Source organism: Pseudomonas sp. RL_5y_Pfl2_73 (assembly GCF_963970515.1).
In the GTDB taxonomy this organism is placed as follows: Bacteria; Pseudomonadota; Gammaproteobacteria; order Pseudomonadales; family Pseudomonadaceae; genus Aquipseudomonas.
Genome location: NZ_CAXAPD010000021.1, coordinates 28,552 through 53,919, shown reverse-complemented (window position 1 = coordinate 53,919; position 25,368 = coordinate 28,552). Strand labels below are relative to the sequence as shown.

Here is a 25,368-nt window from a genome sequence, read left to right as displayed (position 1 = left end):
GCTCTTACCGGGCCGAAGCGAGTTGAGAGAAGGCGGTGCCGAGCCACTGCTGCACGCCATGCATCGTGGCGGCAGAGGTGTCGAGGAACGGTTGCGGGAAAACGCCGAGGTAAACCAGCAGCACCGCAAGACCAAGCACCATGATCAGTTCGCGACCGTCCATGCCACGCAGCACTTCGTCCGACTTGGTTGGGCCGAAGTAGGCACGGTGGATCATGATCAGCGAGTAGACCGAACCGAACACCAGGCCGGAGGTGGCGATGGCGGTGATCCATGGAGCGCTGGCGAACGTGCCGATCAGGATCAGGAACTCGCCGACGAAGTTGCCAGTGCCTGGCAGGCCCAGGGACGCGGCGGCGAAGAACAGGCTGATGGCCGGCAGGTAGGCGATACGCGACCAGATGCCGCCCATCTCACGCATGTCCCGGGTGTGCAGGCGTTCGTACAACTGACCGCTGAGGATAAACAGCGCCGCAGCCGACAGGCCGTGAGCCAGCATCTGGATCACCGCGCCTTGCAGGGCGAGCTGGCTGCCGGAGTAGATCCCGATCAGCACGAAGCCCATGTGCGAAACGCTGGAGAACGCGATCAGGCGCTTGATGTCGGTCTGGGCGAACGCCAGGAACGCACCGTAGAAAATCCCGATCAGGCCCAGGGTCATGGCGATCGGCGCGAACTCGGCCGAAGCGTTGGGGAACAGCGGCAGGGCAAAGCGCAGCAGGCCATAGGCCGCGGTCTTGAGCAAGATACCCGCCAGGTCCACGGAACCTGCGGTCGGCGCCTGGGCGTGAGCGTCGGGCAACCAGGAGTGGAACGGCACCACCGGCAGCTTCACCGCGAAGGCGATGAAGAAGCCGAGCATCAGCACGTACTCGGTGGTCTTGGACATCTGCACTTTCAACAGGTCGGCGTAGTTGAAGGTAATCACGCCGGTGTTGTTGAAGTTGACCAGCACCAGACCAAGGATCGCCACCAGCATGATCAGGCCGGAAGCCTGGGTGAAGATGAAGAACTTGGTCGCCGCGTAGATCCGGGTTTTCTTGCCGTCCGAAGAACTGTGACCCCAGAGCGCGATGAGGAAGTACATCGGCACCAGCATCATTTCCCAGAAGAAGAAGAACATGAACAGGTCCAGCGCCAGGAACACGCCGATCACGCCGCCCAGGATCCACATCAGGTTCAGGTGGAAGAAACCGACGTGACGCTGGATCTCTTTCCAGGAGCAGAGTACCGAGAGGATACCCAGCAGGCCGGTCAGCAGGATCATCAGCAGCGACAGGCCGTCGAGGGCCAGGTGCACGCTGATACCGAAGCGTTCGATCCAGATGTGCTTGAACTCAAGCGCCCAGGTCGGATCGGCACCAGGGGCCGGTGCAAATGAATAGTCGCCGGTCGCCCACAGCCAGAGGCCGAGCGCGAGTTCCAGGGACATGGTCAGCAGCGCAATCCAGCGCGGGAGCGTGGAGCTGGAGCGCTCCGCGATCCAGCACAGCAGGCCGCCGATGAAGGGGATCAGGATTAGCCAGGGCAGAATCATGACGGGCTCGTTTCCTTTCGCAAGTTCGCAAGGTTCATATCAGACCGCTACCAGCACGATGGCGCCGATAACCAGCACGGCGCCAGCCGCCATGGAAGCCGCATACCAACGCAGTTGACCGGTCTCGGTACGGCTCAGGGCAGTGTGGCCGCCCTTGGCCATGCGCGGGATCAGGCCAATGGTCTGGTCGAGCGGGTCTTTGCGCAGAATGTGGCTGATCGCAAGGTATGGCTTGACGAACAGTTTGTCGTAGATCCAGTCGAAGCCCCAGGCGGCGAACCACCAGGCCGAAAGGAATCGCCCGATGCCGCTGTTGGCGATCGCCGTGACGAAACGACGCTTGCCCAGGAACAGCAGGGCGGCCAGCAGGATACCCGACAGGGCAATGGCGCCCGAGGCGATTTCCAGGCTGTGCTTGGCTTCGCCGCCGGCATGGCCGACGCTTTGCGGCAGCACATCGGCCAGCGGTGGGGTGATCAAGGCGCCGACGAAGGTCGACAGCACGATCAGCACCGACAGTGGCAGCCAGTGAGCAATGCCGTGGCCGGCATGGGCTTCGGTCTTGGCTTCACCATGGAACGCGATGAAGATTAGGCGGAAGGTGTACAGCGAGGTCATGAACGCACCCACCAGGCCGGCATAGAGCAGCGCCTGGTTACCGCTGGCGAACGCTTCCCAGAGGATCTCGTCCTTGGAGTAGAAACCGGCGGTGACCAATGGCAGGGCCGCCAGGGCCGCGCCGCCGACGATGAAACTGGCGTAGGCCAACGGCAGTTTCTTCCACAGGCCGCCCATCTTGAAGATGTTCTGCTCGTGGTGGCAGGCAACGATCACCGCACCGGAAGCAAGGAACAGCAGCGCCTTGAAGAAGGCATGGGTCATCAGGTGGAAGATCGCGCCTTCCCAGGCACCAACGCCCAGGGCCAGGAACATGTAGCCGATCTGGCTCATGGTCGAGTAGGCGAGGATGCGCTTGATGTCGGTCTGTACCAGGGCGGCAAAACCGGCCAGTACCAGGGTCACGCCGCCGACGATGCCGACCAGGTGCAGGATGTCCGGCGCCAGGGCGAACAGGCCGTGGGTACGGGCGATCAGGTAGACACCGGCGGTCACCATGGTCGCGGCGTGGATCAGTGCCGAGACCGGGGTAGGGCCGGCCATCGCGTCCGCCAACCAGGTTTGCAGCGGCAGTTGCGCGGATTTACCGACGGCGCCGCCCAGCAGCATCAGGGTCGCCAGGACGATCCAGAAGTCACCGACCTTGAAGTGCTCGGGTGCCTTGACCAGCAGTTCCTGGATGTTCAGCGTGCCCAGTTGCTGGAACAGGATGAACAGGCCGATGGCCATGAACACGTCGCCGATCCGGGTGACGATGAACGCCTTGAGTGCGGCATTCCCGTTGTTGCGGTTGCTGTAGTAGAAACCGATCAACAGGTACGAGCACAGGCCCACGCCTTCCCAGCCGAAGTACAGGAACAACAGGTTATCGCCGAGCACCAGGAACAGCATGCTAGCGATGAACAGGTTGGTGTAGGCGAAGAAACGCGAATAACCGGCTTCACCGCGCATGTACCAGGAGGCGAACAGGTGGATCAGGAAACCCACGCCGACCACCACGCCGAGCATGGTGATGGACAGGCCGTCCAGGTAGAGGGCGAAGTTCGGTGTGAAGCCTTCAACGGCCATCCACTGCCACAGCACCTGCACGTACCTGCCACCTTCCGGTGGGGCGACGTTGAATTGCCAGATCACGTAGGCCGTGACGATGGCAGACAGGCCGATGGAACCCACGCCAACCAGTGCCGAAAGATTTTCCGACCAGCGTCCACGAGAGAACGACAGCAGCAGGAAACCAATGAGGGGGAATACGAAAGTCAGAAAGAGTAGGTTCATCCGCGCATCTCGCTGGCAGCGTCGATATCGAGAGTGTGGAAGCGGCGATACAACTGCAACAGGATCGCCAGGCCGATACTGGCCTCGGCGGCTGCCAGGCTGATCACCAGGATGAACATGATCTGTCCATCCGGCTGCGCCCAGCGAGCGCCCGCGACGATGAAAGCCAGGGCGGAGGCATTCATCATGACCTCCAGGCTCATCAGCACGAACAGAATGTTGCGGCGGACCATCAGGCCAACCAGACCGAGGCAGAACAGGATGCCGGCAACCGCCAGACCATGCTCGAGAGGGATAGCAGGCATGTGATTACTCCTTCGCCTCGTTACGGCCCAAATGGAACGCCGTGACGGCTGCGGCAAGCAGCAACATCGAGGCGAGTTCGACCACCAGCAGGTACGGACCGAACAGGCTGATGCCCACGGCCTTGGCGTCTACGGTGGTGTGGCCGATGGCCTGGCCGCTCTGATGAGCGAACAGGACATACAGCAGTTCACCCAGCAGCAGGGCGGACAGGATCACCGGTCCCGCCCAGATGCCAGGCTTGAGCCAGGAGCGTTCCTGCTGGACCGCGGCCGGGCCGAGGTTGAGCATCATCACCACGAACACGAACAGCACCATGATGGCGCCGGCGTAGGCGATCACTTCCAGGGCACCGGCGAACGGTGCACCGAGGGCGAAGAAGGTCATGGCCACGGCGATCAGCGAAATGATCAGGTAGAGCAGGGCGTGCACAGGGTTGGTGTTGGTGACCACACGAAGCGTGGACACCACCGCGATACCCGATGCGAAATAGAAAGCGAATTCCATCTTTCTTCCTTAAGGCAGCAAGCTCTTCACGTTGATCGGTTCGGCTTCGTTCTGCGCGGCGCCTTTTGGCTTACCGGCAATGGCCATACCTGCAACACGATAGAAGTTGTAATCAGGGTTTTTACCGGGACCGGAAATCAGCAGATCTTCTTTCTCGTACACCAGGTCCTGACGTTTGAACTCGGCCATTTCAAAATCCGGCGTGAGCTGGATAGCGGTGGTCGGGCAGGCTTCCTCGCAGAGGCCGCAGAAAATGCAGCGCGAGAAGTTGATGCGGAAGAAGTCCGGGTACCAGCGACCGTCTTCGGTTTCAGCTTTCTGCAACGAGATGCAACCCACCGGGCATGCCACGGCGCACAGGTTGCAAGCCACGCAACGCTCTTCGCCGTCGGGGTCGCGGGTCAGGACGATGCGGCCACGATAGCGCGGTGCCAGGTAGACCGGCTCTTCCGGGTATTGCAGGGTGTCGCGCTTGCGAAAGCCATGGCCGAAGATCATGACCAGGCTTCGCAGTTGGGTACCGGTACCCTTAACGATGTCGCCAATATATTTGAACATGGGTCAAATCCTCACTGAACCGCGGCCGCAGGCGCGTTCATCAAAACGATCGCAGCGGTCACCAGCATGTTGATCAGGGTCAGCGGCAGGCAGAATTTCCAGCTGAAGTCCATCACCTGGTCGTAGCGTGGGCGCGGGATCGAGGCGCGCAACAGGACGAACAGCATGATGAAGAACGCGGTCTTCAGGGCGAACCAGACGAAGGAAAGTTGCGGCAGGATGCCGAACGGACCGTGCCAGCCACCGAAGAACAGCGTTACCAGCAGCGCCGAGATCAGGATGATGCCGATGTATTCACCGACGAAGAACATGCCCCATTTCATGCCGGCGTATTCAATGTGGTAACCGTCGGCCAGTTCCTGCTCCGCTTCCGGCTGGTCGAAGGGGTGACGGTGAGTCACGGCCACGCCAGCGATGAAGAAGGTACAGAAACCGAAGAACTGCGGAATGATGAACCACAGGTTCTGGGCCTGGTACTCGACGATGTCGCGCATGTTGAACGAGCCGGCCTGGATCACGATGCCCATGAGCGCCAGGCCCATGAACACTTCGTAGGACACGGTCTGGGCCGAGGCCCGCAGGCTGCCCAGCAGGGCGAACTTGTTGTTGCTCGACCAGCCGGCGAACAGCACCGCGTACACCGACAGGCCGGCCATGGCGAAGAAGAACAGCAGGCCGATGTTCAGGTCCGCCACACCCCAGGTCGGGGTGATCGGGATGATCGCGAAGGCGATCAGCAAGGCGCTCATGGCCACCACCGGTGCCAGGGTGAAGATCACCTTGTCGGCAAACGGCGGCGTCCAGTCTTCCTTGAAGAACATCTTGATCATGTCGGCGGCGATCTGGAACATGCCGTACGGGCCGACGCGGTTCGGACCGTAGCGGTCCTGCCACCAGCCCAGCAGGCGACGTTCGACGAAGCTCAACAGTGCGCCTGCGACCACCACGGCCAGCAGAATCACGATGGCCTTGAGGACCGTCAGGATCACAGCGATCACTTCAGGGGTGAACCAGCTCATAGCGCTGCCTCCTGCAGACCGTCGACGGTTTTGCCGAAAATCGCTGGCGGGATGCCTTCCAGGCCGGCCGGCAGGGCCACCAGGCCGGCGCCCAGTTCTTCATTGATGCGCAGCGGCAGACGCAAGGTCTGGCCGGCCACGTTCAGGCTCAGCAGGGCACCGTCGTTGACGCCCAGGCGGTCGGCTTCGGACTTGGCCAGCGACACGTAGGCGGCCGGGATGCGTTCCTGCACCGGTGCGGCCTTGGAAGAGTTCTCTTCGCTGCCGAACAGGTGATGGAACGGCACGACCTGCCAGGTGCCCGGTGCCGGGTTGAAGGCGCGCGGTACGCTGGCGAACCAGCTCAGGCCATCGCCTTGGCTTTCGATCAGGCGGGTGCCCGGGTCACCGGCACGCAGGTGACCACCGACTTCGTCCTGGAACTTGTTCCAGGCTTGCGGCGAGTTCCAGCCCGGCGACCAGGCGAACGGCACTTGCGAGCGCGGTTCGGCGGAGCCCGAGTAACCTTCCATGGAGAACGAGAACGCGGTGTCGTTGTCCTGGGAGGTGCGCGGTTCGTGAACGCTGATGTCAGCGCGCATGGCGGTGCGACCGGAGTAGCGCAGCGGTTCGCGCGCCAGCTTCAGGCCTTTGATGCGGAACGCGGCGGACGGTGCGGCGTCGACGATGGCGGCCAGTTGCTGGCTGCTCGAAGCGACGGCGGCGGTAACGTGGTCCAGTTGCGTCCAGTCGATCGGCTGGTCCAGCAGGGTGGCGCGCAGGGCATGCAGCCAGCGCCAGCCTTCGTGGACCAGGATGCTGGCGTCCAGGTAAGTCGGGTCGAAGACCTGGAAGAAGCGCTGGGCGCGACCTTCCTGGCTGACCAGCGTACCGTCGCCTTCGGCGAAGCTCGCCGCCGGCAGCGCCAGGTGGGCGCGGTCGGTGGTGGCGGTTTTCTGATGGTCGGCGACAATCAGCACTTTCGCGGCGTTCAGGGCGGCGTCCACCCGGGCCTTGTCGGTGCGGGTGTACAGGTCGTTTTCCAGCACCACGATGGCGTCGGCGCTGCCGTCGATCACCGCTTGCAGTGCGGCGTCCACCGATTCGCCGCCGAGCATGGCCAGGCCGAGGCTGTTGGCTTCCGGCACGATCAGGCTGATGGAACCGTTCTTCTCGCGCAGCTTCAAGGCCTTGGCGATGTTGGCCGCGGCTTCGATCAGCGCCTTGGAACCCAAGGAGGTACCGGCGATGATCAATGGACGCTTGGCCGCCAGCAGGGCGTCGGCGATGCGTTGGGCCAGGGCGGCCGCTTCGCTGTCCAGGCCTTCGACGGCTGGGGCACTGGCGTCCAGGGCGTGGGCCACGGCGAAACCGATGCGGGCCAGGTCGTCAGGGGCGGCGTGGACGCATTCTTCGGCCACGTCGTCGAGCTTGGTTTCAGCGAGGCTGGCGATGAACAGCGGGTTCAGCGCGTGCTGGCCGATGTTCTTCACGGCAGCGTCGAGCCACGGCTGGACGCGCATGGCGTCGGCCATGTCTTCGGCCTTGCCCTTGACCGACTGGCGCAGGGCCAGGGCCATGCGGGCGGCGGTCTGGGTCAGGTCTTCGCCAAGGACGAATACCGCGTCGTGGTCTTCGATGTCGCGCATGTTCGGCACGGGCAGCGGGCTGTCTTTGAGCACTTGCAGCACCAGGCGGATGCGTTCCAGCTCACCGGCTTCGATGCCACTGTAGAAGTGCTCGGCGCCGACCAGTTCACGCAGTGCGTAGTTGCTTTCCAGGCTGGCCCGTGGCGAACCGATGCCGACGATGTTGCGCCCGCGCAGCAGCTCGGCGGCCTTGTCCAGCGCTTGGTCCAGGCTCAGCTTGGCGCCGTTTGCCAGCAGCGGCTGACGTGGACGATCCTTGCGGTTGACGTAGCCATAGCCGAAGCGGCCACGGTCACACAGGAAGTACTGGTTCACCGAACCGTTGAAGCGGTTTTCGATGCGACGCAGTTCACCGTAGCGCTCGCCCGGGGAGATGTTGCAACCGCTGGAGCAGCCATGGCAGATGCTCGGCGAGAACTGCATGTCCCACTTGCGGTTGTAGCGTTCGGAGTGGGTCTTGTCGGTGAACACACCGGTCGGGCAGACCTCGGTGAGGTTGCCGGAGAACTCGCTTTCCAGGGTGCCGTCTTCAACGCGACCGAAGTACACGTTGTCGTGGGCGCCGAACACACCCAGGTCGGTGCCGCCGGCGTAGTCCTTGTAGAAACGCACGCAGCGATAGCAGGCGATGCAGCGGTTCATCTCGTGGGAAATGAACGGGCCCAGTTGCTGGTTCTGGTGGGTGCGCTTGGTGAAGCGATAACGGCGCTCGTTGTGGCCGGTCATCACCGTCATGTCTTGCAGGTGGCAGTGGCCGCCTTCCTCACAGACCGGGCAGTCGTGAGGGTGGTTGGTCATCAGCCATTCGACGACGCTGGCGCGAAACACTTTCGCTTCTTCGTCGTCGATGGAGATCCAGCTGCCGTCGGTGGCGGGGGTCATGCAGGACATGACGATCCGACCACGCTTGTCGTTTTCGTCGGTGTACTGCTTGACCGCGCACTGGCGACAAGCGCCAACGCTGCCAAGGGCGGGGTGCCAGCAGAAATAAGGAATGTCGAGGCCCAGCGACAGACATGCCTGTAACAGGTTGTCTGCGCCATCGACTTCGAGCTCTTTGCCGTCTACGTGGATAGTGGCCATGGTTCAAAGTTCTTCGTTGGCCCGGTGTCAGCGGGCGTGGCTAATGGAATCTTGTTATTCGCGTGAATCAACACAGCCGTTTACGGCGTCATCACACGAAAAGACGAAGGGCACGGACCCTTCGCCTTTTTAAGCGTTTACGCGCCGACTACGATCGGCTTTGCCAGAGGCGGGACGACGGCGCTGATGGGCGCGATGCCGGCTTCGAACTCTGGACGGAAGTATTTGATGGCGCTGCCCAACGGCTCCACGGCACCCGGTGCGTGAGCACAGAAGGTCTTGCCTGGGCCGAGGAAACCCACCAGACCCAGCAGGGTCTCGATGTCGCCGGGTTGGCCCTCACCTTTCTCGATGGCCATCAGCAGCTTGACGCTCCAGGGCAAGCCATCACGGCAAGGGGTGCAGAAACCGCAGGATTCGCGAGCGAAGAACTGCTCCATGTTGCGCAGCAGCGACACCATGTTGACGCTGTCGTCCACCGCCATCGCCAGGCCGGTACCCATGCGGGTGCCGACCTTGGCGATGCCGCCGGCGTACATTTGGGCGTCCAGGTGTTCCGGCAACAGGAACCCGGTACCGGCGCCGCCAGGCTGCCAGCACTTGAGCGTGTAGCCATCGCGCATGCCGCCGGCGTAGTCTTCGAACAGCTCGCGACCGGTGACGCCGAACGGCAGTTCCCACAGGCCAGGGTTCTTGACCTTGCCGGAGAAGCCCATGAGCTTGGTGCCCATGTCTTCGCTGCCGTCGCGGGCCAGGGATTTGTACCAGTCCACGCCGTCGGCGATGATCGCCGGCACGTTGCACAGCGTCTCGACGTTGTTCACGCAGGTCGGCTTGCCCCACACGCCGACGGCGGCAGGGAAGGGCGGCTTGGAGCGTGGGTTGGCGCGGCGGCCTTCCAGGGAGTTGATCAGCGCGGTTTCTTCACCGCAGATGTAGCGCCCGGCACCGGTGTGGACGAACAGCTCGAAATCGAAACCGCTGCCCAGGATGTTCTTGCCCAAGAGGCCGGCGGCCTTGGCTTCTTCCACGGCACGGTTCAGGTGCTTGGCGGCGGTGGTGTATTCGCCGCGCAGGAAGATATAGCCACGGTAGGTTTTCAGCGCGCGGGCGCTGATCAGCATGCCTTCGATCAGCAGATGGGGCAGTTGCTCCATCAGCATGCGGTCCTTCCAGGTGTTGGGCTCCATTTCATCCGCGTTGCACAGCAGGTAGCGGATGTTGATGGACTCGTCCTTGGGCATCAGCCCCCACTTCACACCCGTGGGGAAGCCCGCGCCGCCACGGCCCTTGAGGCCGGCGTCTTTCACGGTCTGGACGATGTCGTCCTGAGCCATGTCGCTGAACGCCTTGCGCGCGGCGGCGTAGCCGTTCTTGGCCTGGTACTCGTCCAGCCATACGGCTTCGCCGTCGTCACGCAGGCGCCAGGTCAGGGGATGGGTTTCGGCCGAACGCTGGATGCGGTTGGCGGGCCCGAAGGAAGTCAGGGTCATACGTAGCCCTCCAGCAATTTGGCGACGCCGTCAGGCTGGACGTCACCGAAGGTGTCGTCGTCGATCATCAGCGCTGGCGCCTTGTCGCAGTTGCCCAGGCAGCACACCGGCAGCAGGGTGAAGCGGCCGTCGGCGGTGGTCTGGCCCAGGCCGATGCCCAGCTTGCTCTGGATCTCGCCGACCACCGATTCGTGGCCGCCGATGTAGCAGACCATGCTGTCGCAGACACGAATGATGTGACGGCCCACTGGCTGGCGGAAAATCTGGCTGTAGAAGGTGGCCACGCCTTCGACGTCGCTGGCCGGGATGCCGAGGATCTCGCCGATGGCGTAGAGCGCGCCGTCAGGCACCCAGCCACGTTCCTTCTGGACGATCTTCAGGGCTTCGATCGACGCCGCGCGCGGGTCTTCGTAGTGATGCAGCTCGTGCTCGATGGCCGAGCGCTCGGTTTCGCTCAGGGCGAAACGGTCTGTCTGGATAAGCGTGCTGTTCATGCTTAGCGGTCCACGTCGGCCATAACGAAATCGATACTACCCAGGTACGCAATCATGTCCGCGACCATGCTGCCTTTGATCACCGAAGGGATCTGTTGCAGGTGTGGGAAGCTTGGGGTGCGAATCCGGGTGCGGTAGCTCATGGTGCCGCCATCGCTCGTCAGGTAATAACTGTTGATGCCCTTGGTCGCTTCGATCATCTGGAAGGATTCGTTGGCCGGCATGACCGGGCCCCACGAAACCTGCAGGAAGTGCGTGATCAGGGTCTCGATGTGTTGCAGCGTGCGCTCTTTTGGCGGTGGCGTGGTCAGCGGGTGGTCCGCCTTGTACGGGCCTTCCGGCATGTTGCGCATGCATTGGTCGATGATCTTGATGCTCTGGCGCATTTCCTCGACACGAACCATGCAGCGATCGTAGGCATCGCCATTGGCGGCCAGCGGTACTTCGAACTCGAAGTTCTCGTAGCCGGAGTAAGGACGCGCCTTGCGCAGGTCGAAGTCGCAACCGGTGGAACGCAGGCCGGCACCGGTGACGCCCCATTCCAGGGCCTCTTTGGTGTTGTAGGCGGCGACCCCGATGGTACGACCCTTGAGGATGCTGTTCTGCAGGGCGGCCTTGGTGTATTCGTCCAGGCGCTTGGGCATCCACTCGACGAAGTCCTTGACCAATTTCTCCCAGCCGCGTGGCAGGTCGTGGGCAACGCCGCCGATGCGGTACCAGGCCGGGTGCAGGCGGAAACCGGTGATGGCTTCGATCACCGTGTAAGCCTTCTGGCGGTCGGTGAAGGTGAAGAACACCGGAGTCATGGCCCCCACGTCCTGGATATAGGTGCCCAGGAACAGCAGGTGGCTGGTGATACGGAAGAACTCGGCCATCATGATGCGGATGACGTCGACCTTCTCCGGTACCTTGATCCCGGCCAGTTTCTCCACCGACAGCACGTACGGCAGGTTGTTCATCACGCCGCCGAGGTAGTCGATGCGGTCGGTGTACGGGATGAAGCTGTGCCAGGACTGGCGCTCGGCCATTTTTTCGGCACCACGGTGGTGGTAACCGATGTCAGGCACGCAATCGACGATCTCTTCGCCGTCCAGCTGCAAGATGATGCGGAACGCACCGTGGGCCGAAGGGTGGTTCGGGCCGAGGTTGAGGAACATGTAGTCCTCGTTGGCGCCCGAACGCTTCATGCCCCAGTCTTCGGGCTTGAAGCGTGCGGCTTCTTCCTCGAGCTGTTGCTTGGCCAGGGACAGGCTGAACGGGTCGAACTCGGTGGCACGAGCCGGGAAGTCCTTGCGCAGCGGGTGACCGTCCCAGGTCGGCGGCATCATGATGCGGGTCAGGTGCGGGTGGCCGGGGAAGTCAATTCCGTACATGTCCCAGACTTCGCGCTCGTACCAGTTGGCGTTCGGCCATATGCCGGTCACGGTCGGCACGCTAAGGTCGCTCTCGGATAAGGCGACTTTGATCATGACGTCACTATTACGTTCGATCGACATCAGGTGATAGAACACGGTGAAGTCGACGCCGTCGGGCAGCCCTTGACGCTTGGTGCGCAGGCGCTCGTCCACGCCGTGCAGGTCATAGAGCATGACGTACGGCTTGGGCAGGTTGCGCAGGAAAGTCAGGACTTCGACGAGTTTGGCGCGGGCAACCCAAAGCACCGGCATGCCGGTGCGGGTCGGCTGGGCGGTGAACGCCTCGGGGCCAAAACGGTTGTTCAGTTCGACGACCACATCCTGGTCGTCTGCCTTGTAAGGCGGGATGTACAGAGCACTGCCTGTAGTCATGGTTATTTATCGCTTTCGGTCAACGTAAAGAATGAAGCCAGGTTCTCGTTTCTTGTAGAGGAACAGAGCTGGATCAGACTTCGTCGGGGCTGCGCAGGTTGGTGACTGCGATACGCTGTTCGCGGCGCTGTTCCTTTTGCGATGGCATGTCGGCGCGATAGACGCCTTGATCGCCAACGACCCAGGACAGTGGGCGACGCTCCTGGCCAATCGACTCCTGCAACAACATCAGGCCTTGCAGGAAAGCTTCAGGGCGAGGCGGGCAGCCGGGCACGTAGACGTCCACGGGCAGGAACTTGTCCACCCCTTGAACGACGGAGTAGATGTCGTACATGCCACCGGAGTTGGCGCACGAACCCATGGAGATAACCCACTTGGGCTCGAGCATTTGCTCGTAGAGACGCTGGATGATCGGCGCCATCTTGATGAAGCAGGTACCGGCGATAACCATGAAATCCGCCTGGCGTGGCGATGCCCGGATCACTTCGGCGCCAAAGCGCGCGATGTCGTGGGGCGCCGTGAAGGCGGTGGTCATTTCCACGTAGCAGCACGAAAGGCCGAAGTTGTACGGCCACAGGGAGTTCTTGCGACCCCAGTTGACCGTGCTGTTCAGCACGTCTTCGAGCTTGCCCATGAAGATGTTTTTGTGGACTTGATCTTCTAACGGATCGGCGACGGTTTCCCGTTCGCCAATCGGATACTGCTCGTTAGGAGCATCGGGGTCGATCCTGGTGAGATTGTATTGCATTGCCAAAGCCTCATTGTTTCAGCTTCGCTTGCCGCTTGCGCCGAGCTTCCGGAGCCCAATCAAGCGCCCCCACTCGGTAAAGGTAGACAAGACCTGCCAACAGAATTGCTATGAAAACGAGAGCTTCGACGAATCCGGTCCAGCCGCTTTCGCGGACGGACACAGACCATGCAAAGAGAAAGAGGGCTTCGATATCGAAGATCACGAAGAGCATCGCGACCAGATAGAATTTGGCTGAGAGCCGCAAGCGGGCGCCACCGGTAGGTAGCATGCCGGACTCGAACGGTTCGTTTTTGCTGCGGCCCCAGGCTTTTGACCCGAGCAGGCTCGATACCCCGAGCATGAAGGCGCAGAGGCCGACAACGCCCAGAAGGAAAATGGCAAAGCCCCAGTTGTGGGCCATGAGTCCTGTCGCTTCGGGCATGCTGGAAATCCTTAACAGAGAGCAAAGGTCTCTGAGCTTGAAAAGAAATAACGCAGTGACGATATGTCGCAGCAATCAATCGCGGTGATTTTATGGCTAAACACCGGGCAAGTAAAATTCCTATAGCGAAATTATTTATTGGAATAAGGACATAGCGCGCCTCCATGGCCCTGCGGCCCCGGCCGGGCGGGCATTGACCGTTTATTCGTCAATAATATTTCGTGCAGGGCGTAACAACGAAACACCAGCCTAAATGATAATTATTATTGTTTGCCTGGCTTTTTCATCAATAACCCGGCACAGCGGCTGAGAACTCTTCTTACATGCTCGCTACTGCAACTGTCAGCGCCGGCCGTTTTACTCTTTTTCAGGCAGCCCAATACTGCGTTCGATCAATTTTTTTATCGGTTCGCAGATTTGTGTATGGGAATGCCTCGGTGGGGGCAAAGCGTGTTCGCGATGCCGGCGAGGGGATCTTTCCAGACGGACCGCGTTATCGTTCATCGCGGGCAAGCCTTGCTCCACTAGGTTGCTTTGAAGGGAAGTGTGTTGCCTCTCGAAGCATAGGCGAAAAAAAGCCCCGAACCAGTCGGGGCGTTAGATCATCGGCTTTGCGGTTAGCTTTTACTCGGTCCGCAAGGGCCGTTTACGGCGTGGGTCAGTGGAACTGTTCTTCTTCGGTGGAACCGGTCAGTGCGGTGACCGACGAAGTGCCACCCTGGATCACGGTGGTCATGTCGTCGAAGTAGCCGGTGCCCACTTCCTGCTGGTGAGCCACGAAGGTGTAGCCCTTGGCGGCGTCAGCGAACTCTTGCTCTTGCAGCTTCACGTAGGCGGTCATGTCGTTGCGGGCGTAGTCGTGCGCCAGGTTGAACATGCTGTGCCACATGTTGTGAATGCCGGCCAGGGTGATGAACTGGTGCTTGTAGCCCATGGCGGACAGTTCGCGCTGGAACTTGGCGATGGTCGCGTCGTCCAGGTTTTTCTTCCAGTTGAAGGAAGGCGAGCAGTTGTACGACAGCAGTTGGTCCGGGTATTCCTTCTTGATCGCTTCGGCGAAGCGACGAGCCTCGTCCAGGTCCGGCTTGGCGGTTTCGCACCAGATCAGGTCGGCGTATGGCGCGTAGGCCAAACCGCGGGCGATGGCCTGGTCGAGACCGGCGCGCACCTTGTAGAAGCCTTCCTGGGTGCGGGTGCCGGTCACGAACGGCTGGTCGTACGGGTCGCAGTCGGAGGTCAGCAGGTCAGCGGCGTTGGCGTCGGTACGGGCCAGGATGATGGTCGGTACACCGGCAACGTCGGCAGCCAGGCGGGCGGCGGTCAGCTTCTGTACGGCTTCCTGGGTTGGAACCAGTACCTTGCCGCCCATGTGGCCGCATTTCTTCACCGAAGCCAATTGGTCTTCGAAGTGAACGCCGGCGGCGCCTGCCTCGATCATGCTCTTCATCAGCTCGTAGGCGTTCAGAACACCACCGAAGCCGGCTTCAGCGTCAGCCACGATCGGCGCGAAGTAGTCGATGTAGCCTTCGTCGCCCGGGTTCTTGCCGGCTTTCCACTGGATCTGGTCGGCGCGACGGAACGAGTTGTTGATGCGTTTGACCACGGTTGGAACCGAATCCACCGGGTACAGCGACTGGTCAGGGTACATCGACTCGGCGGAGTTGTTGTCCGCGGCCACTTGCCAGCCCGACAGGTAGATCGCCTGGATGCCGGCTTTGACTTGCTGCACAGCCTGGCCGCCGGTCAGGGCACCCATGCAGTTGACGAAATCTTTCTCGGGACGGAAGGCTGGCTTGGCGCCCTGGGTGACCAGGTTCCAGAGCTTCTCGGCGCCCAGTTTCGCAAAGGTGTGCTCAGGTTGAACCGAGCCACGCAGACGGACGACGTCAGCAGCGGAATAATTGCGCTTCACGCCTTTCCAGCGCGGGTTTTCAGCCCAGTCTTTTTCAAGGGCTGCAATTTGCTGTTCGCGTGTCAGTGCCATGGAGATAAACCTCGTCGCATAGGTCTTGGTGGAAAATTCCTGCTCCTGCCGACCAGGGGTGGCGTACAAGTCGGTTCAGGCGGGGAGGCGACGGGATGAACGATGGGCTCGAGGGGAAAGTGAGCAGGTAGGGGCGAACTGCGGGCGCATTCGGGCGTCGTGGGCCTTCATACGAACTCAGAGTGATGCCGGGTTACCTAGTTACGCTTCCGTCCCTCGGGACAACTTCGTTCCAGTCGCAACCTCGTCAAACACACCTTGTGGGCGGTACAGACACGAATCGGCTCGCAGGGTAGTTGCAAGCGTCGACCCGAAGGCCCTTGCCAGGGCCCCTGATTAGCGGGAGCGAGGCCATCATGCCTTCGGTTTTTTGGCTCGTCAAACGTTTTGTAGTGCTTTTTTTGTGGCACTACATCTTTGGTCTAATACGACTCATCAGTCAGTTTTTGGTGCTTCAGTTCAGGGTATCGACCTTGACCCGCAGAATCATGTCGTCGCGGCCCTGGGTAGAATAGCTGCGGGTCAGGCCCTGCTTGTCGGCTTGAGTCTGGCGATTCACGCCGGCCAGGGTGATCCATTCCCCCAGGCGACCGCTGACCGTTGTGTCGGTACTCTGGACGTTCACTACATCGGGACGTTCCTGGCTCATGCGGTCACGGTTGGTACTGATACTGAGATGAACGGTCTCGCCGGTGACGCTCGCCGTGACATAAAAACCCTGGGTGACGTTGCGGTATTCGGTCTGGCTATGCAGGCGGCCGTAGCCATCGCTCTGGCTACTGGTGAAGGGCACGCTCTGGCCGACCTGGATCAGCGCCGGCTGGCCTTCGCTGGCTTGCACCTGCTGCACGCCGCCGTCACGGCTGGCGGTGCTGCGGTTGATGATGCGGGTCTGGCTCGGCGCGGCACCGTTAATCGAGTAGCCCTGGTCGCCCTGCAGGTTGTTTTCGTTGGTGTCGACTGTGATCAGCAGGCGCTTGGGCGCGGTGTCCAATTGGGCCAGCAATTGCCGGAGTTCTTCGATCTTGCCGGGTTCGGCGTTGACGATCAGTTGGTTGCCGTAGGCGCTGACTTGGCCGTCCTTGCCGATGAAGTTCTGTGCCACCGGCAGCAGGTCGGCGCTGGTGCGGTAGTTCAGCGGTACGATTTGCGTGTCGGCCATGGCTGACAGGCCGCTACCAAGCAGCAAGAGGGTCAGCAGGGTGCGTGCAAGCATGTCCATTTCTCCGTGAGACAAAGGCCTGATATTGCCAGTTTGTCGGCCCCGGGTGGTGCAAGTTGAATGCTAGACGGCAAAACGCCCCGACATCGGTGGATGGCGGGGCGTTTTGGGTAAGGCTTGAGGGCCTCATCGCGAGCAGGCTCGCCCCACATGGGGACAGGTGTACATGAGTCAGAGGTTCACCATCGGCCTCCTGTGGGAGTGAGCTTGCTCGCGATGGCCGCGCTGCGGTTTCAGGCCGAGCGCCGCACCATGTCCACATGAGGAATCCCGGCTTCCAGGAACTCCTCGCTGACCACCGCAAACCCCAGTCGCTCGTAGAACGGCGTGGCATGCACCTGGGCGCTGAGCATCTGTTGCTGGAGCCCACGTTTCTCGGCTTCGGCGATCACGGCGTGCATCAGCGCATCGCCCACCTTCAGACCGCGCCAGTCCTTGAGAACCGAGACACGGCCGATATGGCCGTCGGTCAACAGGCGGGCGGTGCCGATGGGAAAGTCGCCTTCAAATGCCAAAAAATGCACCGCATTCTGGTCATCGGCATCCCATTCCAGCTCAGGTGGAACGGACTGTTCGGCAATGAACACGGTCTCACGAATGCGCCGGATCTCGGCGTTATCCTTTTGCCAGTCTGCGACACGAGCGTGAATTTTATTCATCGGCGAACCCCAGGCTGCCTTGTTTGACCAGCTCGCAGACCAGGCCGCGACCGTCTTCGTCGGCCAACCACGGACCGAGGTTTTCGATGTGCAGGGCGTCGGCGGCACAGATCATTTTCAGCAGTTCACGCAGCTTGCCCGGCAGGTAACGGCTCTGGCCGCTGGCGAACAGCAGCAGGTCGTCATCGACTTCCGACCAGGCCAGGCGCGCGCTCGGGTTGCGAATGATTACCGCGCCTTGTTCCAGGCTGGCCAGCAGGTCGTCTTCTTCCAGGTCCGGACCCACCACCAGTTCCGGGTAGCGCGGCTCGGTCATGAACTGGCCGAACCAGGTCAGCAGCAGGCGCTCATCGCTCATGTGCTCGGCCAGCAAGCCCTTGAGGCGGTCGAGGGCGTCCTGCTGGATCTGGTGCGGGTCGGCGACAGGGCGTGCGTCGGCGTCGGTGTAGCGTTCTTCGTCCGGCAGGAACTGGCTGAGGAAGTCGGTGAAGTGGGTCAGTACTTCTGCGGCGCTCGGCGCACGGAAGCCCACCGAGTAGGTCATGCAGTCGTCCACGGCCACACCGCAGTGCGCCAGGCGAGGCGGCAGGTAGAGCATGTCGCCCGGTTCCAGGGTCCACTCATCGGTGGCTTCGAATTCGGCGAGGATGCGCAGGTCGGCGTGCGGCAGCAGGGAGCTTTCGGAGTCGCACATCTGGCCGATTTTCCAGTTGCGCTGGCCGTGACCCTGCAGCAGGAACACGTCATAGTTGTCGAAATGCGGACCCACGCTGCCGCCGGGAGCGGCGAAACTGATCATCACATCGTCGATGCGCCAGCTCGGCAGGAAGCGGAAGTTCTCCAGCAGCTCGCTGACTTCCGGTACGAACTGATCGACCGCCTGTACCAGCAGGGTCCACTCGCGCTCTGGCAGCTTGCTGAATTCGTCTTCGGCGAACGGGCCGCGACGCAATTCCCAGGGGCGTTCGCCGTGCTCGATCACCAGGCGCGATTCGACTTCTTCTTCCAGGGCCAGGCCGGCCAGTTCATCGGCATCGATCGGGTTCTGGAAGTCAGGAATCGCCTGACGGATCAGCAGGGGTTTTTTCTGCCAGTAGTCGCGCAGAAACTCCCGCGCCGTGATGCCGCCCAGGAGTTGCAGAGGAATATCAGGATTCATGTGTAACCTATTGAAAAAATATACTTTTCAGACGCGAATAAAAACGCCCGGCGCGGCCGGGCGTCTCAAAGGTAAAGCCGTGGATCAGATGCGCTTGGCTTGTGCCGCCGCGTTGCCGATGTAGTTGGCCGGTGTCAGCTTCTTCAGCTCGGCGCGGGCCTCGGCAGGCATATCCAGGCCATCGATGAAAGTCTGCAACGCTTCAGGGCTGATGCCCTTGCCACGGGTCAGTTCTTTGAGCTTTTCATACGGGTTTTCGATGTTGTAGCGACGCATCACGGTCTGGATCGGCTCGGCCAGGACTTCCCAGCAGGCGTCCAGGTCGGCGGCGATCTTCTGCTCGTTCAGTTCCAGCTTGCTGATGCCCTTGAGGCTGGCTTCGTAGGCAATGACGCTATGGGCAAAACCCACGCCCAGGTTGCGCAGCACGGTGGAGTCGGTCAGGTCGCGCTGCCAGCGGGAGATCGGCAGCTTGCTCGCCAGGTGCTGGAACAGCGCGTTGGCGATGCCCAGGTTGCCTTCGGAGTTTTCGAAGTCGATTGGGTTGACCTTGTGCGGCATGGTCGAGGAACCGATTTCGCCGGCGATGGTGCGCTGCTTGAAGTAACCCAGGGAAATGTAGCCCCAGATGTCACGGTCGAAGTCGATCAGGATGGTGTTGAAGCGCGCGATCGCATCGAACAGCTCGGCGATGTAGTCATGCGGTTCGATCTGGGTGGTGTAGGGGTTGAAGCCCAGGCCTAGTTCGTCTTCGATGAAAGCGCGGGCGTTGGCTTCCCAGTCGATGTCCGGGTAGGCCGATAGGTGGGCGTTGTAGTTGCCCACGGCGCCGTTGATCTTGCCCAGCAGCGGCACGGCGGCCACCTGGGTGATCTGGCGTTCCAGGCGGTAGACCACGTTCGCCAGTTCCTTGCCCAGGGTGGTCGGCGAAGCCGGCTGACCGTGGGTGCGCGAGAGCATCGGTACGTCGGCGAAGCGGATCGCCAGCTCGCGGATGGCCTGGGCGGTCTGGCGCATCAGTGGCAGCATCACCTCATCACGGCCTTCGCGCAGCATCAGGGCGTGGGACAGGTTGTTGATGTCCTCGCTGGTGCAGGCGAAGTGGATGAACTCGCTGACATTGGCCAGTTCCGGCAGCTTGGCCGCCTGCTCCTTGAGCAGGTATTCGATGGCTTTGACATCGTGGTTGGTGGTGCGCTCGATCTCTTTGACGCGCTCGGCGTGCTCCAGCACAAAATTTTCTGCCAGGGTGTTCAGCACCGCGTTGGCTTCGGCGGAAAACGCCGGGACTTCGCTGATGGCAGGGTGGGCGGCCAGGCGCTGGAGCCAGCGCACTTCAACCAGGACGCGGGCACGGATCAGGCCGTACTCGCTGAAAATCGGGCGCAGGGCCTGGGTTTTGCCGGCGTAGCGGCCGTCAACAGGGGAAACCGCAGTGAGCGAAGAGAGCTGCATGGGGTGTTCTCGGACAGTCGGGCAACGAAATGGGGCGCGTATCATACATGAAAACAATCGCCGGTCCGTCGCCAACTGACCGGCGTATTACGCGTAACGAAATAAAACTCTTGATGCCTATGGCGAGGGCGCTTGCTCCTGCTGGGTCTGTAGGAGCTGTCGAGTGCAACGAGGCTGCGATCTTTCCCTTGGCGCTTGAATCCCAAGCGAAAGATCAAAAGATCGCAGCCTTCGGCAGCTCCTACAAGTCCAATGGGAGCAAGCTCGCCACAAAAAACGGGTTGAGGCGACTTATTCGTTGCGCATCAACGGGTAAAGCTCTTTAAGCAATTTGCGCCGGCTGATCACCAGTTGCCAGCGATGACCGCCCAACTGCCGCCACAGCCGTGCCGAGCGAATCCCGGCCAGCAACAGCGCGCGGATCTTCGAGGCATTGCTTGGCTGTTGCAGGTTGCGCATGTCGCCATGCACCTGGATGCGCTGGCGCAAGGTGCTCAGGGTGTCCTGGTACAGCGAGCCGCAGGCTGCGACGACGTTTTCGTGGGAAGGGCCGAAGTGCTCGACCTGGGACTGGATCTGCGGCAAGCGTTTGCCGATGGTCTCCAGCAGGTCGTCGCGTTTGGCCAGCTGACGCTCAAGGCCCAGCATCGACAGGGCATAGCGCAGCGGTTCGCGTTGCAGGGTACTGGGATCGCGCTCCAGGGCGCCGATCAGCGCACGATAGCCTTCGCGCAGGTTCAGGTCGTCACCGCCGTAGACTTCCAGGGTGTCCTTGGGGTCGCGAACCAGCAGGCTGCCGAGCATGCAGGCCACGCCCGTTTCGGTGGCCTGGCCGGTCTTGGCGATCCTGTCCACTAGCACGGCGGCGAGAAACACACCGCCCAATGCTGTCAGTTGTTCCTGGGTGGGGGTCATGCCTTGCTGCTCCAGGGCTCTGCGACTTCGATCACGCCGCCGCCCAGGCAGATTTCGCCGTCATAGAACACCACTGACTGGCCGGGCGTGACTGCCCGCTGCGGGTCATCGAAGATGGCACGGTAGCCTGTGGCAGTTTTTTCCAAGGTGCAGGGTTGGTCGCTCTGGCGGTAGCGAACCTTGGCCGTCAGCCGGCGTGGTTCGCTGAGGTCGATCGGGTTGACCCAATAGATATCGGAGGCGAGCAGGGCGCGGGAAAACAACCAGGGATGGTCGTTGCCCTGGCCGACGATCAGCTCGTTGTGCTCCAGGTCCTTGACCAGTACGTACCACGGCTCTTCGCCGGCGTCTTTGAGCCCGCCGATGCCCAGGCCCTGGCGCTGGCCGATGGTGTGGTACATCAGGCCATGGTGGCGGCCGATGACGTCGCCTTCGGTCGTCTTGATCTCACCCGGCTGGGCCGGCAGGTATTGCTTGAGGAAATCGCTGAAACGGCGCTCGCCAATGAAGCAGATCCCGGTGGAATCCTTTTTCTTGGCGGTGGCGAGCTGGTGTTTTTCAGCAATGGCGCGCACTTCAGGCTTTTCCAGTTCGCCTACCGGGAACAGGGTCTTGGCGATCTGCTCGCCGCCCACGGCATGCAGGAAATAGCTTTGGTCCTTGTTCGGGTCCAGGCCCTTGAGCAGTTCGGTGCGGCCGTCGATGTCGCGGCGGCGCACGTAGTGGCCAGTGGCGATCAGGTCGGCGCCGAGCATCATGGCGTAGTCGAGGAACGCCTTGAACTTGATTTCGCGGTTGCAGAGGATGTCCGGGTTCGGCGTGCGGCCGGCCTTGTATTCGGCCAGGAAGTGCTCGAAGACGTTATCCCAGTATTCGGCGGCGAAGTTGGCGGTGTGCAGCTTGATGCCGATCTTGTCGCACACGGCCTGGGCGTCCGCCAGGTCATCCATGGCGGTGCAGTATTCGGTTCCGTCGTCTTCTTCCCAGTTCTTCATGAACAGGCCTTCCACCTCATAACCCTGCTCGATCAGCAGAAGGGCGGAAACGGAAGAGTCCACGCCGCCGGACATGCCGACTATGACGCGCTGCTTGGATGTGTCAGAAGGAACTGGATCACGCATAGGAATTCAATGAGTGTCTTGAAAAAGGACGCGATTCTATCAGGCCCGGGCGCGCAAGGCTAAAGAGAAGGACGGATCAGCGTCAGACTGTGGCGGTGGCCGGCCAGATAATCGTCGATGCAGTGGATGATCAGCTCGCTGCGCCAGTGTTCGCGCTGCTCGAGCAGTTCGTCGCGGGTCAGCCATTTGGCGCCGAGGATGCCGTCGTCCAGTTGATACCCGGGGTGGTGTTTCAGGGCCTTGGCGGCGAAGCAGACTCGCTGGTAGGTCACGCCGTTGCTCGGGGCGGTGTAGAGGTAGATGCCGGTGACGCTGGTGGGCTCGACGTCCCAGCCGGTTTCTTCGAGGGTTTCGCGTACGGCGGCTTCGATGAGGGTTTCGTTGGGGTCCAGGTGGCCGGCGGGCTGGTTGAGTACTGCGCGCCCGGCCTTGGATTCTTCCACCATCAGGAAGCGGCCGTTGTCTTCGACGATGGTGGCGACGGTGATGTGGGGGTGCCAGTTCATAAGGCTCCTTTATTTCTCAGATTGGAATGTGGGGCTTGCAGTTGGCCGGGTGGCATTTGCACTCATGAAAAACCAGAGCGATTATCAGCCGAATTTAAGGCTGCAGGGTTCCCCTGCAGCATAGAATCTCCCACAGGGGTGGGTTCTGGTTGATGAATGGTGTAAATGCCAGAAACACAAACCCCGGCACAAGGCCGGGGTTTGTGGTGCTTCCTTACAACCTTATACCAGCGCAGCAATCGCCGCGTTGAAGGTGTTGCTCGGGCGCATGGCCTTGCTGGTCAGCTCCGGGTTGGCGAAGTAGTAACCGCCGATGTCCATGGGCTTGCCTTGCACGGCATTGAGTTCGGCAACGATTTTTTCTTCGTTGTCGGTCAATGTCTTGGCCAGGGTAGCGAACTGGGCCTTGAGGGCTGCGTCGTCGTCTTGAGCGGCCAGTGCCTGGGCCCAGAACAGGGTCAGGTAGAAGTGGCTGCCGCGGTTGTCGATGCCGCCGACCTTGCGCGAAGGCGACTTGTTGCGGTCCAGGAACTCACCGGTAGCCTGGTCCAGGGTCTTGGCCAGCACCAGGGCTTTCGGGTTGTTGTAGGTCACGCCCAGGTGCTCGAGGGACGCGGCCAGGGCCAGGAACTCGCCCAGGGAATCCCAGCGCAGGAAGTTTTCTTCCAGCAGTTGCTGCACGTGCTTGGGTGCCGAGCCGCCGGCGCCGGTTTCGAACAGGCCGCCGCCGTTCATCAGCGGCACGATCGACAGCATCTTGGCGCTGGTGCCCAGCTCCATGATCGGGAACAGGTCGGTCAGGTAGTCGCGCAGTACGTTGCCGGTCACCGAGATGGTGTCCTTACCTTCGCGGGTGCGGGCCAGGGTGAACTTCATCGCGTCGACCGGCGACATGATGCGGATGTCCAGGCCAGCAGTGTCGTAGTCCTTCAGGTAGCTCTGGACTTTCTCGATCACGACGCCGTCATGGGCGCGCATCGGGTCCAGCCAGAAGATCGCTGGGGTGCTGCTGGCGCGGGCACGGTTGACGGCCAGTTTGACCCAGTCCTGGATCGGCGCGTCTTTGGTCTGGCACATGCGGAAGATGTCGCCGGCTTCGACGCTCTGCTCCAGCAGGGTGTGACCGTTGTTGTCCGAAACACGGACCACGCCGTCGGCCTTGATCTGGAAGGTCTTGTCGTGGGAGCCATACTCTTCGGCTTTCTTGGCCATCAGGCCAACGTTTGGCACGCTGCCCATGGTGGTTGGGTCGAAGGCGCCGTGTTGCTTGCAGTCTTCGATCACCGCCTGGTAGATGGTGGCGTAGCAGCGATCCGGGATCACGGCCTTGGTGTCGTGCAGCTGGCCGTCGGTGCCCCACATCTTACCGGAGTCACGGATCATGGCTGGCATCGAAGCGTCGACGATGACGTCGCTCGGCACGTGCAGGTTGGTGATGCCTTTGTCGGAGTTGACCATCGCCAGGGATGGGCGCGCCGCGTAGACCGCCTGGATGTCGGCTTCGATCTGCGCCTGCTGCTCGGCCGGCAGCGCTTTGATGCGGGCGTACAGGTCGCCGATGCCGTTGTTCAGGTTGAAGCCGATCTGTTCCAGCACTTGTGCGTGCTTGGCCAGGGCGTCTTTATAGAACTCGGCAACGATCTGGCCGAACATGATCGGGTCGGAGACCTTCATCATGGTGGCCTTGAGGTGAACCGACAGCAGGACGCCTTTTTGCTTGGCATCTTCGATTTCAGCGGCGATGAAGTCACGCAGGGCGTTTTTGCTCATCACGGCGCAGTCGAGGATCTCACCGGCTTGTACGGTGGTTTTTTCCTTCAGGACAGTGGCAGTGCCGTCCTGGGCGATCAGCTCGATTTTTACGCTGCCGGCGGCGTCGATCAGGGCGGCTTTTTCGCTGCCGTAGAAATCGCCGGTGCTCATGTGGGCCACGTGGGACTTGGAGTCGACTGCCCAAGCGCCCATTTTGTGCGGGTGCTTGCGGGCGTAGTTCTTGACCGACAGCGGCGCGCGACGGTCGGAGTTGCCTTCGCGCAGGACCGGGTTCACGGCGCTGCCCTTGATTTTGTCGTAGCGCGCGCGAGCGTCTTTCTCGGCGTCGCTGGTCACGGTTTCCGGGTAGTCCGGCAGTGCGTAGCCCTGGGCCTGCAATTCCTTGATCGCGGCCTGCAGTTGCGGCACCGAGGCGCTGATGTTCGGCAGCTTGATGATGTTGGCTTCAGGCGTAACGGCCAGGTCGCCCAGTTCGGCGAGGTGGTCGGCTACGGCTTTGTCACCCAGTTGCTCGGGGAAGCTGGCCAGGATGCGCCCTGCGAGGGAGATATCGCGGGTTTCCACGGCGATATCGGCCGAAGCGGTAAAGGCTTCGACGATCGGCAGAAGCGAATAGGTGGCGAGGGCGGGCGCTTCGTCGGTGAAGGTATAGATGATCTTCGAGCGGGTGGGCATATTCGGATTAACTCTCTTCTTTGCTAAAGCATGCGCAGAAACTCGAGGGGCGCCGGGTAAGCGCGTTCGTTCAAAGTCATCCGTGAACCGAATGTCGAGGTTTCTTCGCGGTGATGTTGGGTGCATCAGTCGAGCGTCAAGCGGTTGGGCCGCGGTAACGGTCCGGCTTCTAAACTGACGGAAAGTCCTGTGATAGAGCACTCAGCCAGCGTGACCCTGTGGTCAGCGGCGGCATTATACATAGGTAGCTGGCAATCTGCCGATGGTTCATAGACTTCCGTACACGTCCATTGGTCTAAACGTCGCAGTACCTAAGGGGGCGGCTATGCTCAAGTTTGGCGCTTTTCCCTTGGTTTTCAGGGTTGTACACCGCGAACTGCAACGCTTTACCCCGGATGAGCCTAACGTAGGGTTTGCGCGCCGAT

21 protein-coding genes are annotated in these 25,368 nt (G+C 61.4%); all 21 read right to left on the bottom strand.

Annotated elements, in window-relative coordinates:
* Positions 1 to 4 precede the first annotated feature (4 nt).
* Positions 5 to 1,537: an NADH-quinone oxidoreductase subunit M gene (nuoM, locus tag AACY42_RS19835; protein ID WP_339481792.1), complete on the bottom strand. Its 1,533-nt coding sequence runs from the start codon at positions 1,535 to 1,537 to the stop codon at positions 5 to 7.
* Positions 1,538 to 1,576: 39 nt separating this feature from the next.
* On the bottom strand, positions 1,577 to 3,430 hold the full coding sequence (gene nuoL / locus AACY42_RS19830) for an NADH-quinone oxidoreductase subunit L (RefSeq protein WP_339481790.1): 1,854 nt from the start codon (positions 3,428 to 3,430) through the stop codon (positions 1,577 to 1,579).
* A complete protein-coding gene (gene nuoK / locus AACY42_RS19825) occupies positions 3,427 to 3,735 on the bottom strand; it encodes an NADH-quinone oxidoreductase subunit NuoK (RefSeq protein WP_003180046.1) in 309 nt (102 codons plus the stop codon). The genes nuoL and nuoK overlap by 4 nt, the downstream gene beginning before the upstream one ends.
* A gap of 4 nt (positions 3,736 to 3,739) precedes the next feature.
* Positions 3,740 to 4,240 (bottom strand): NADH-quinone oxidoreductase subunit J, encoded by a 501-nt coding sequence (nuoJ, locus tag AACY42_RS19820; RefSeq protein ID WP_003203382.1) that lies wholly within the window; start codon positions 4,238 to 4,240, stop codon positions 3,740 to 3,742.
* Positions 4,241 to 4,249: 9 nt separating this feature from the next.
* Positions 4,250 to 4,798, bottom strand: coding sequence for an NADH-quinone oxidoreductase subunit NuoI (gene nuoI / locus AACY42_RS19815; RefSeq protein WP_003180051.1), 549 nt, complete (start codon positions 4,796 to 4,798; stop codon positions 4,250 to 4,252).
* 11 nt (positions 4,799 to 4,809) lie between these two features.
* Positions 4,810 to 5,817, bottom strand: coding sequence for an NADH-quinone oxidoreductase subunit NuoH (gene nuoH / locus AACY42_RS19810; protein WP_014337673.1), 1,008 nt, complete (start codon positions 5,815 to 5,817; stop codon positions 4,810 to 4,812).
* A complete protein-coding gene (gene nuoG / locus AACY42_RS19805; RefSeq protein ID WP_339481787.1) occupies positions 5,814 to 8,528 on the bottom strand; it encodes an NADH-quinone oxidoreductase subunit NuoG in 2,715 nt (904 codons plus the stop codon). The genes nuoH and nuoG overlap by 4 nt, the downstream gene beginning before the upstream one ends.
* Before the next feature lie 137 nt (positions 8,529 to 8,665).
* Entirely contained in the window at positions 8,666 to 10,021 is a 1,356-nt protein-coding gene (gene nuoF / locus AACY42_RS19800) for an NADH-quinone oxidoreductase subunit NuoF (RefSeq protein ID WP_339481785.1), read from the bottom strand.
* A complete protein-coding gene (gene nuoE / locus AACY42_RS19795) occupies positions 10,018 to 10,515 on the bottom strand; it encodes an NADH-quinone oxidoreductase subunit NuoE (RefSeq protein WP_014337676.1) in 498 nt (165 codons plus the stop codon). Before nuoE ends, nuoF begins: the two co-directional genes overlap by 4 nt.
* A gap of 2 nt (positions 10,516 to 10,517) precedes the next feature.
* Positions 10,518 to 12,302, bottom strand: coding sequence for an NADH-quinone oxidoreductase subunit C/D (nuoC, locus tag AACY42_RS19790; protein ID WP_339481782.1), 1,785 nt, complete (start codon positions 12,300 to 12,302; stop codon positions 10,518 to 10,520).
* A 73-nt stretch (positions 12,303 to 12,375) separates the two neighbouring features.
* Positions 12,376 to 13,050 (bottom strand): NuoB/complex I 20 kDa subunit family protein, encoded by a 675-nt coding sequence (locus tag AACY42_RS19785; RefSeq protein WP_013693708.1) that lies wholly within the window; start codon positions 13,048 to 13,050, stop codon positions 12,376 to 12,378.
* 10 nt (positions 13,051 to 13,060) lie between these two features.
* Complete coding sequence (locus AACY42_RS19780; protein ID WP_030141323.1) at positions 13,061 to 13,474, bottom strand: NADH-quinone oxidoreductase subunit A; 414 nt, start codon at positions 13,472 to 13,474, stop codon at positions 13,061 to 13,063.
* A gap of 658 nt (positions 13,475 to 14,132) precedes the next feature.
* Positions 14,133 to 15,458, bottom strand: coding sequence for an isocitrate lyase (aceA, locus tag AACY42_RS19775; RefSeq protein WP_053123202.1), 1,326 nt, complete (start codon positions 15,456 to 15,458; stop codon positions 14,133 to 14,135).
* Positions 15,459 to 15,912: 454 nt separating this feature from the next.
* Positions 15,913 to 16,674 carry a secretin N-terminal domain-containing protein gene (locus AACY42_RS19770; protein ID WP_339481780.1) on the bottom strand — a complete coding sequence of 254 codons (762 nt, stop codon included), beginning with the start codon at positions 16,672 to 16,674 and terminating at the stop codon, positions 15,913 to 15,915.
* Between the two features lie 239 nt (positions 16,675 to 16,913).
* Entirely contained in the window at positions 16,914 to 17,339 is a 426-nt protein-coding gene (locus tag AACY42_RS19765; RefSeq protein ID WP_339481779.1) for a GNAT family N-acetyltransferase, read from the bottom strand.
* Positions 17,332 to 18,498, bottom strand: a complete 1,167-nt coding sequence (locus tag AACY42_RS19760; protein WP_339481778.1) for a ribosomal protein uL16 3-hydroxylase — start codon at positions 18,496 to 18,498, stop codon at positions 17,332 to 17,334. The genes AACY42_RS19765 and AACY42_RS19760 overlap by 8 nt, the downstream gene beginning before the upstream one ends.
* Before the next feature lie 84 nt (positions 18,499 to 18,582).
* Positions 18,583 to 19,953: an adenylosuccinate lyase gene (purB, locus tag AACY42_RS19755; RefSeq protein ID WP_339481777.1), complete on the bottom strand. Its 1,371-nt coding sequence runs from the start codon at positions 19,951 to 19,953 to the stop codon at positions 18,583 to 18,585.
* Between the two features lie 291 nt (positions 19,954 to 20,244).
* Positions 20,245 to 20,868, bottom strand: coding sequence for a high frequency lysogenization protein HflD (hflD, locus tag AACY42_RS19750; protein ID WP_339481776.1), 624 nt, complete (start codon positions 20,866 to 20,868; stop codon positions 20,245 to 20,247).
* Complete coding sequence (mnmA, locus tag AACY42_RS19745; RefSeq protein WP_339481775.1) at positions 20,865 to 21,989, bottom strand: tRNA 2-thiouridine(34) synthase MnmA; 1,125 nt, start codon at positions 21,987 to 21,989, stop codon at positions 20,865 to 20,867. The genes hflD and mnmA overlap by 4 nt, the downstream gene beginning before the upstream one ends.
* A gap of 59 nt (positions 21,990 to 22,048) precedes the next feature.
* A complete protein-coding gene (locus AACY42_RS19740; protein WP_339481774.1) occupies positions 22,049 to 22,495 on the bottom strand; it encodes an NUDIX hydrolase in 447 nt (148 codons plus the stop codon).
* A gap of 222 nt (positions 22,496 to 22,717) precedes the next feature.
* A complete protein-coding gene (locus AACY42_RS19735) occupies positions 22,718 to 24,943 on the bottom strand; it encodes an NADP-dependent isocitrate dehydrogenase (protein WP_339481772.1) in 2,226 nt (741 codons plus the stop codon).
* Positions 24,944 to 25,368 lie beyond the last annotated feature (425 nt).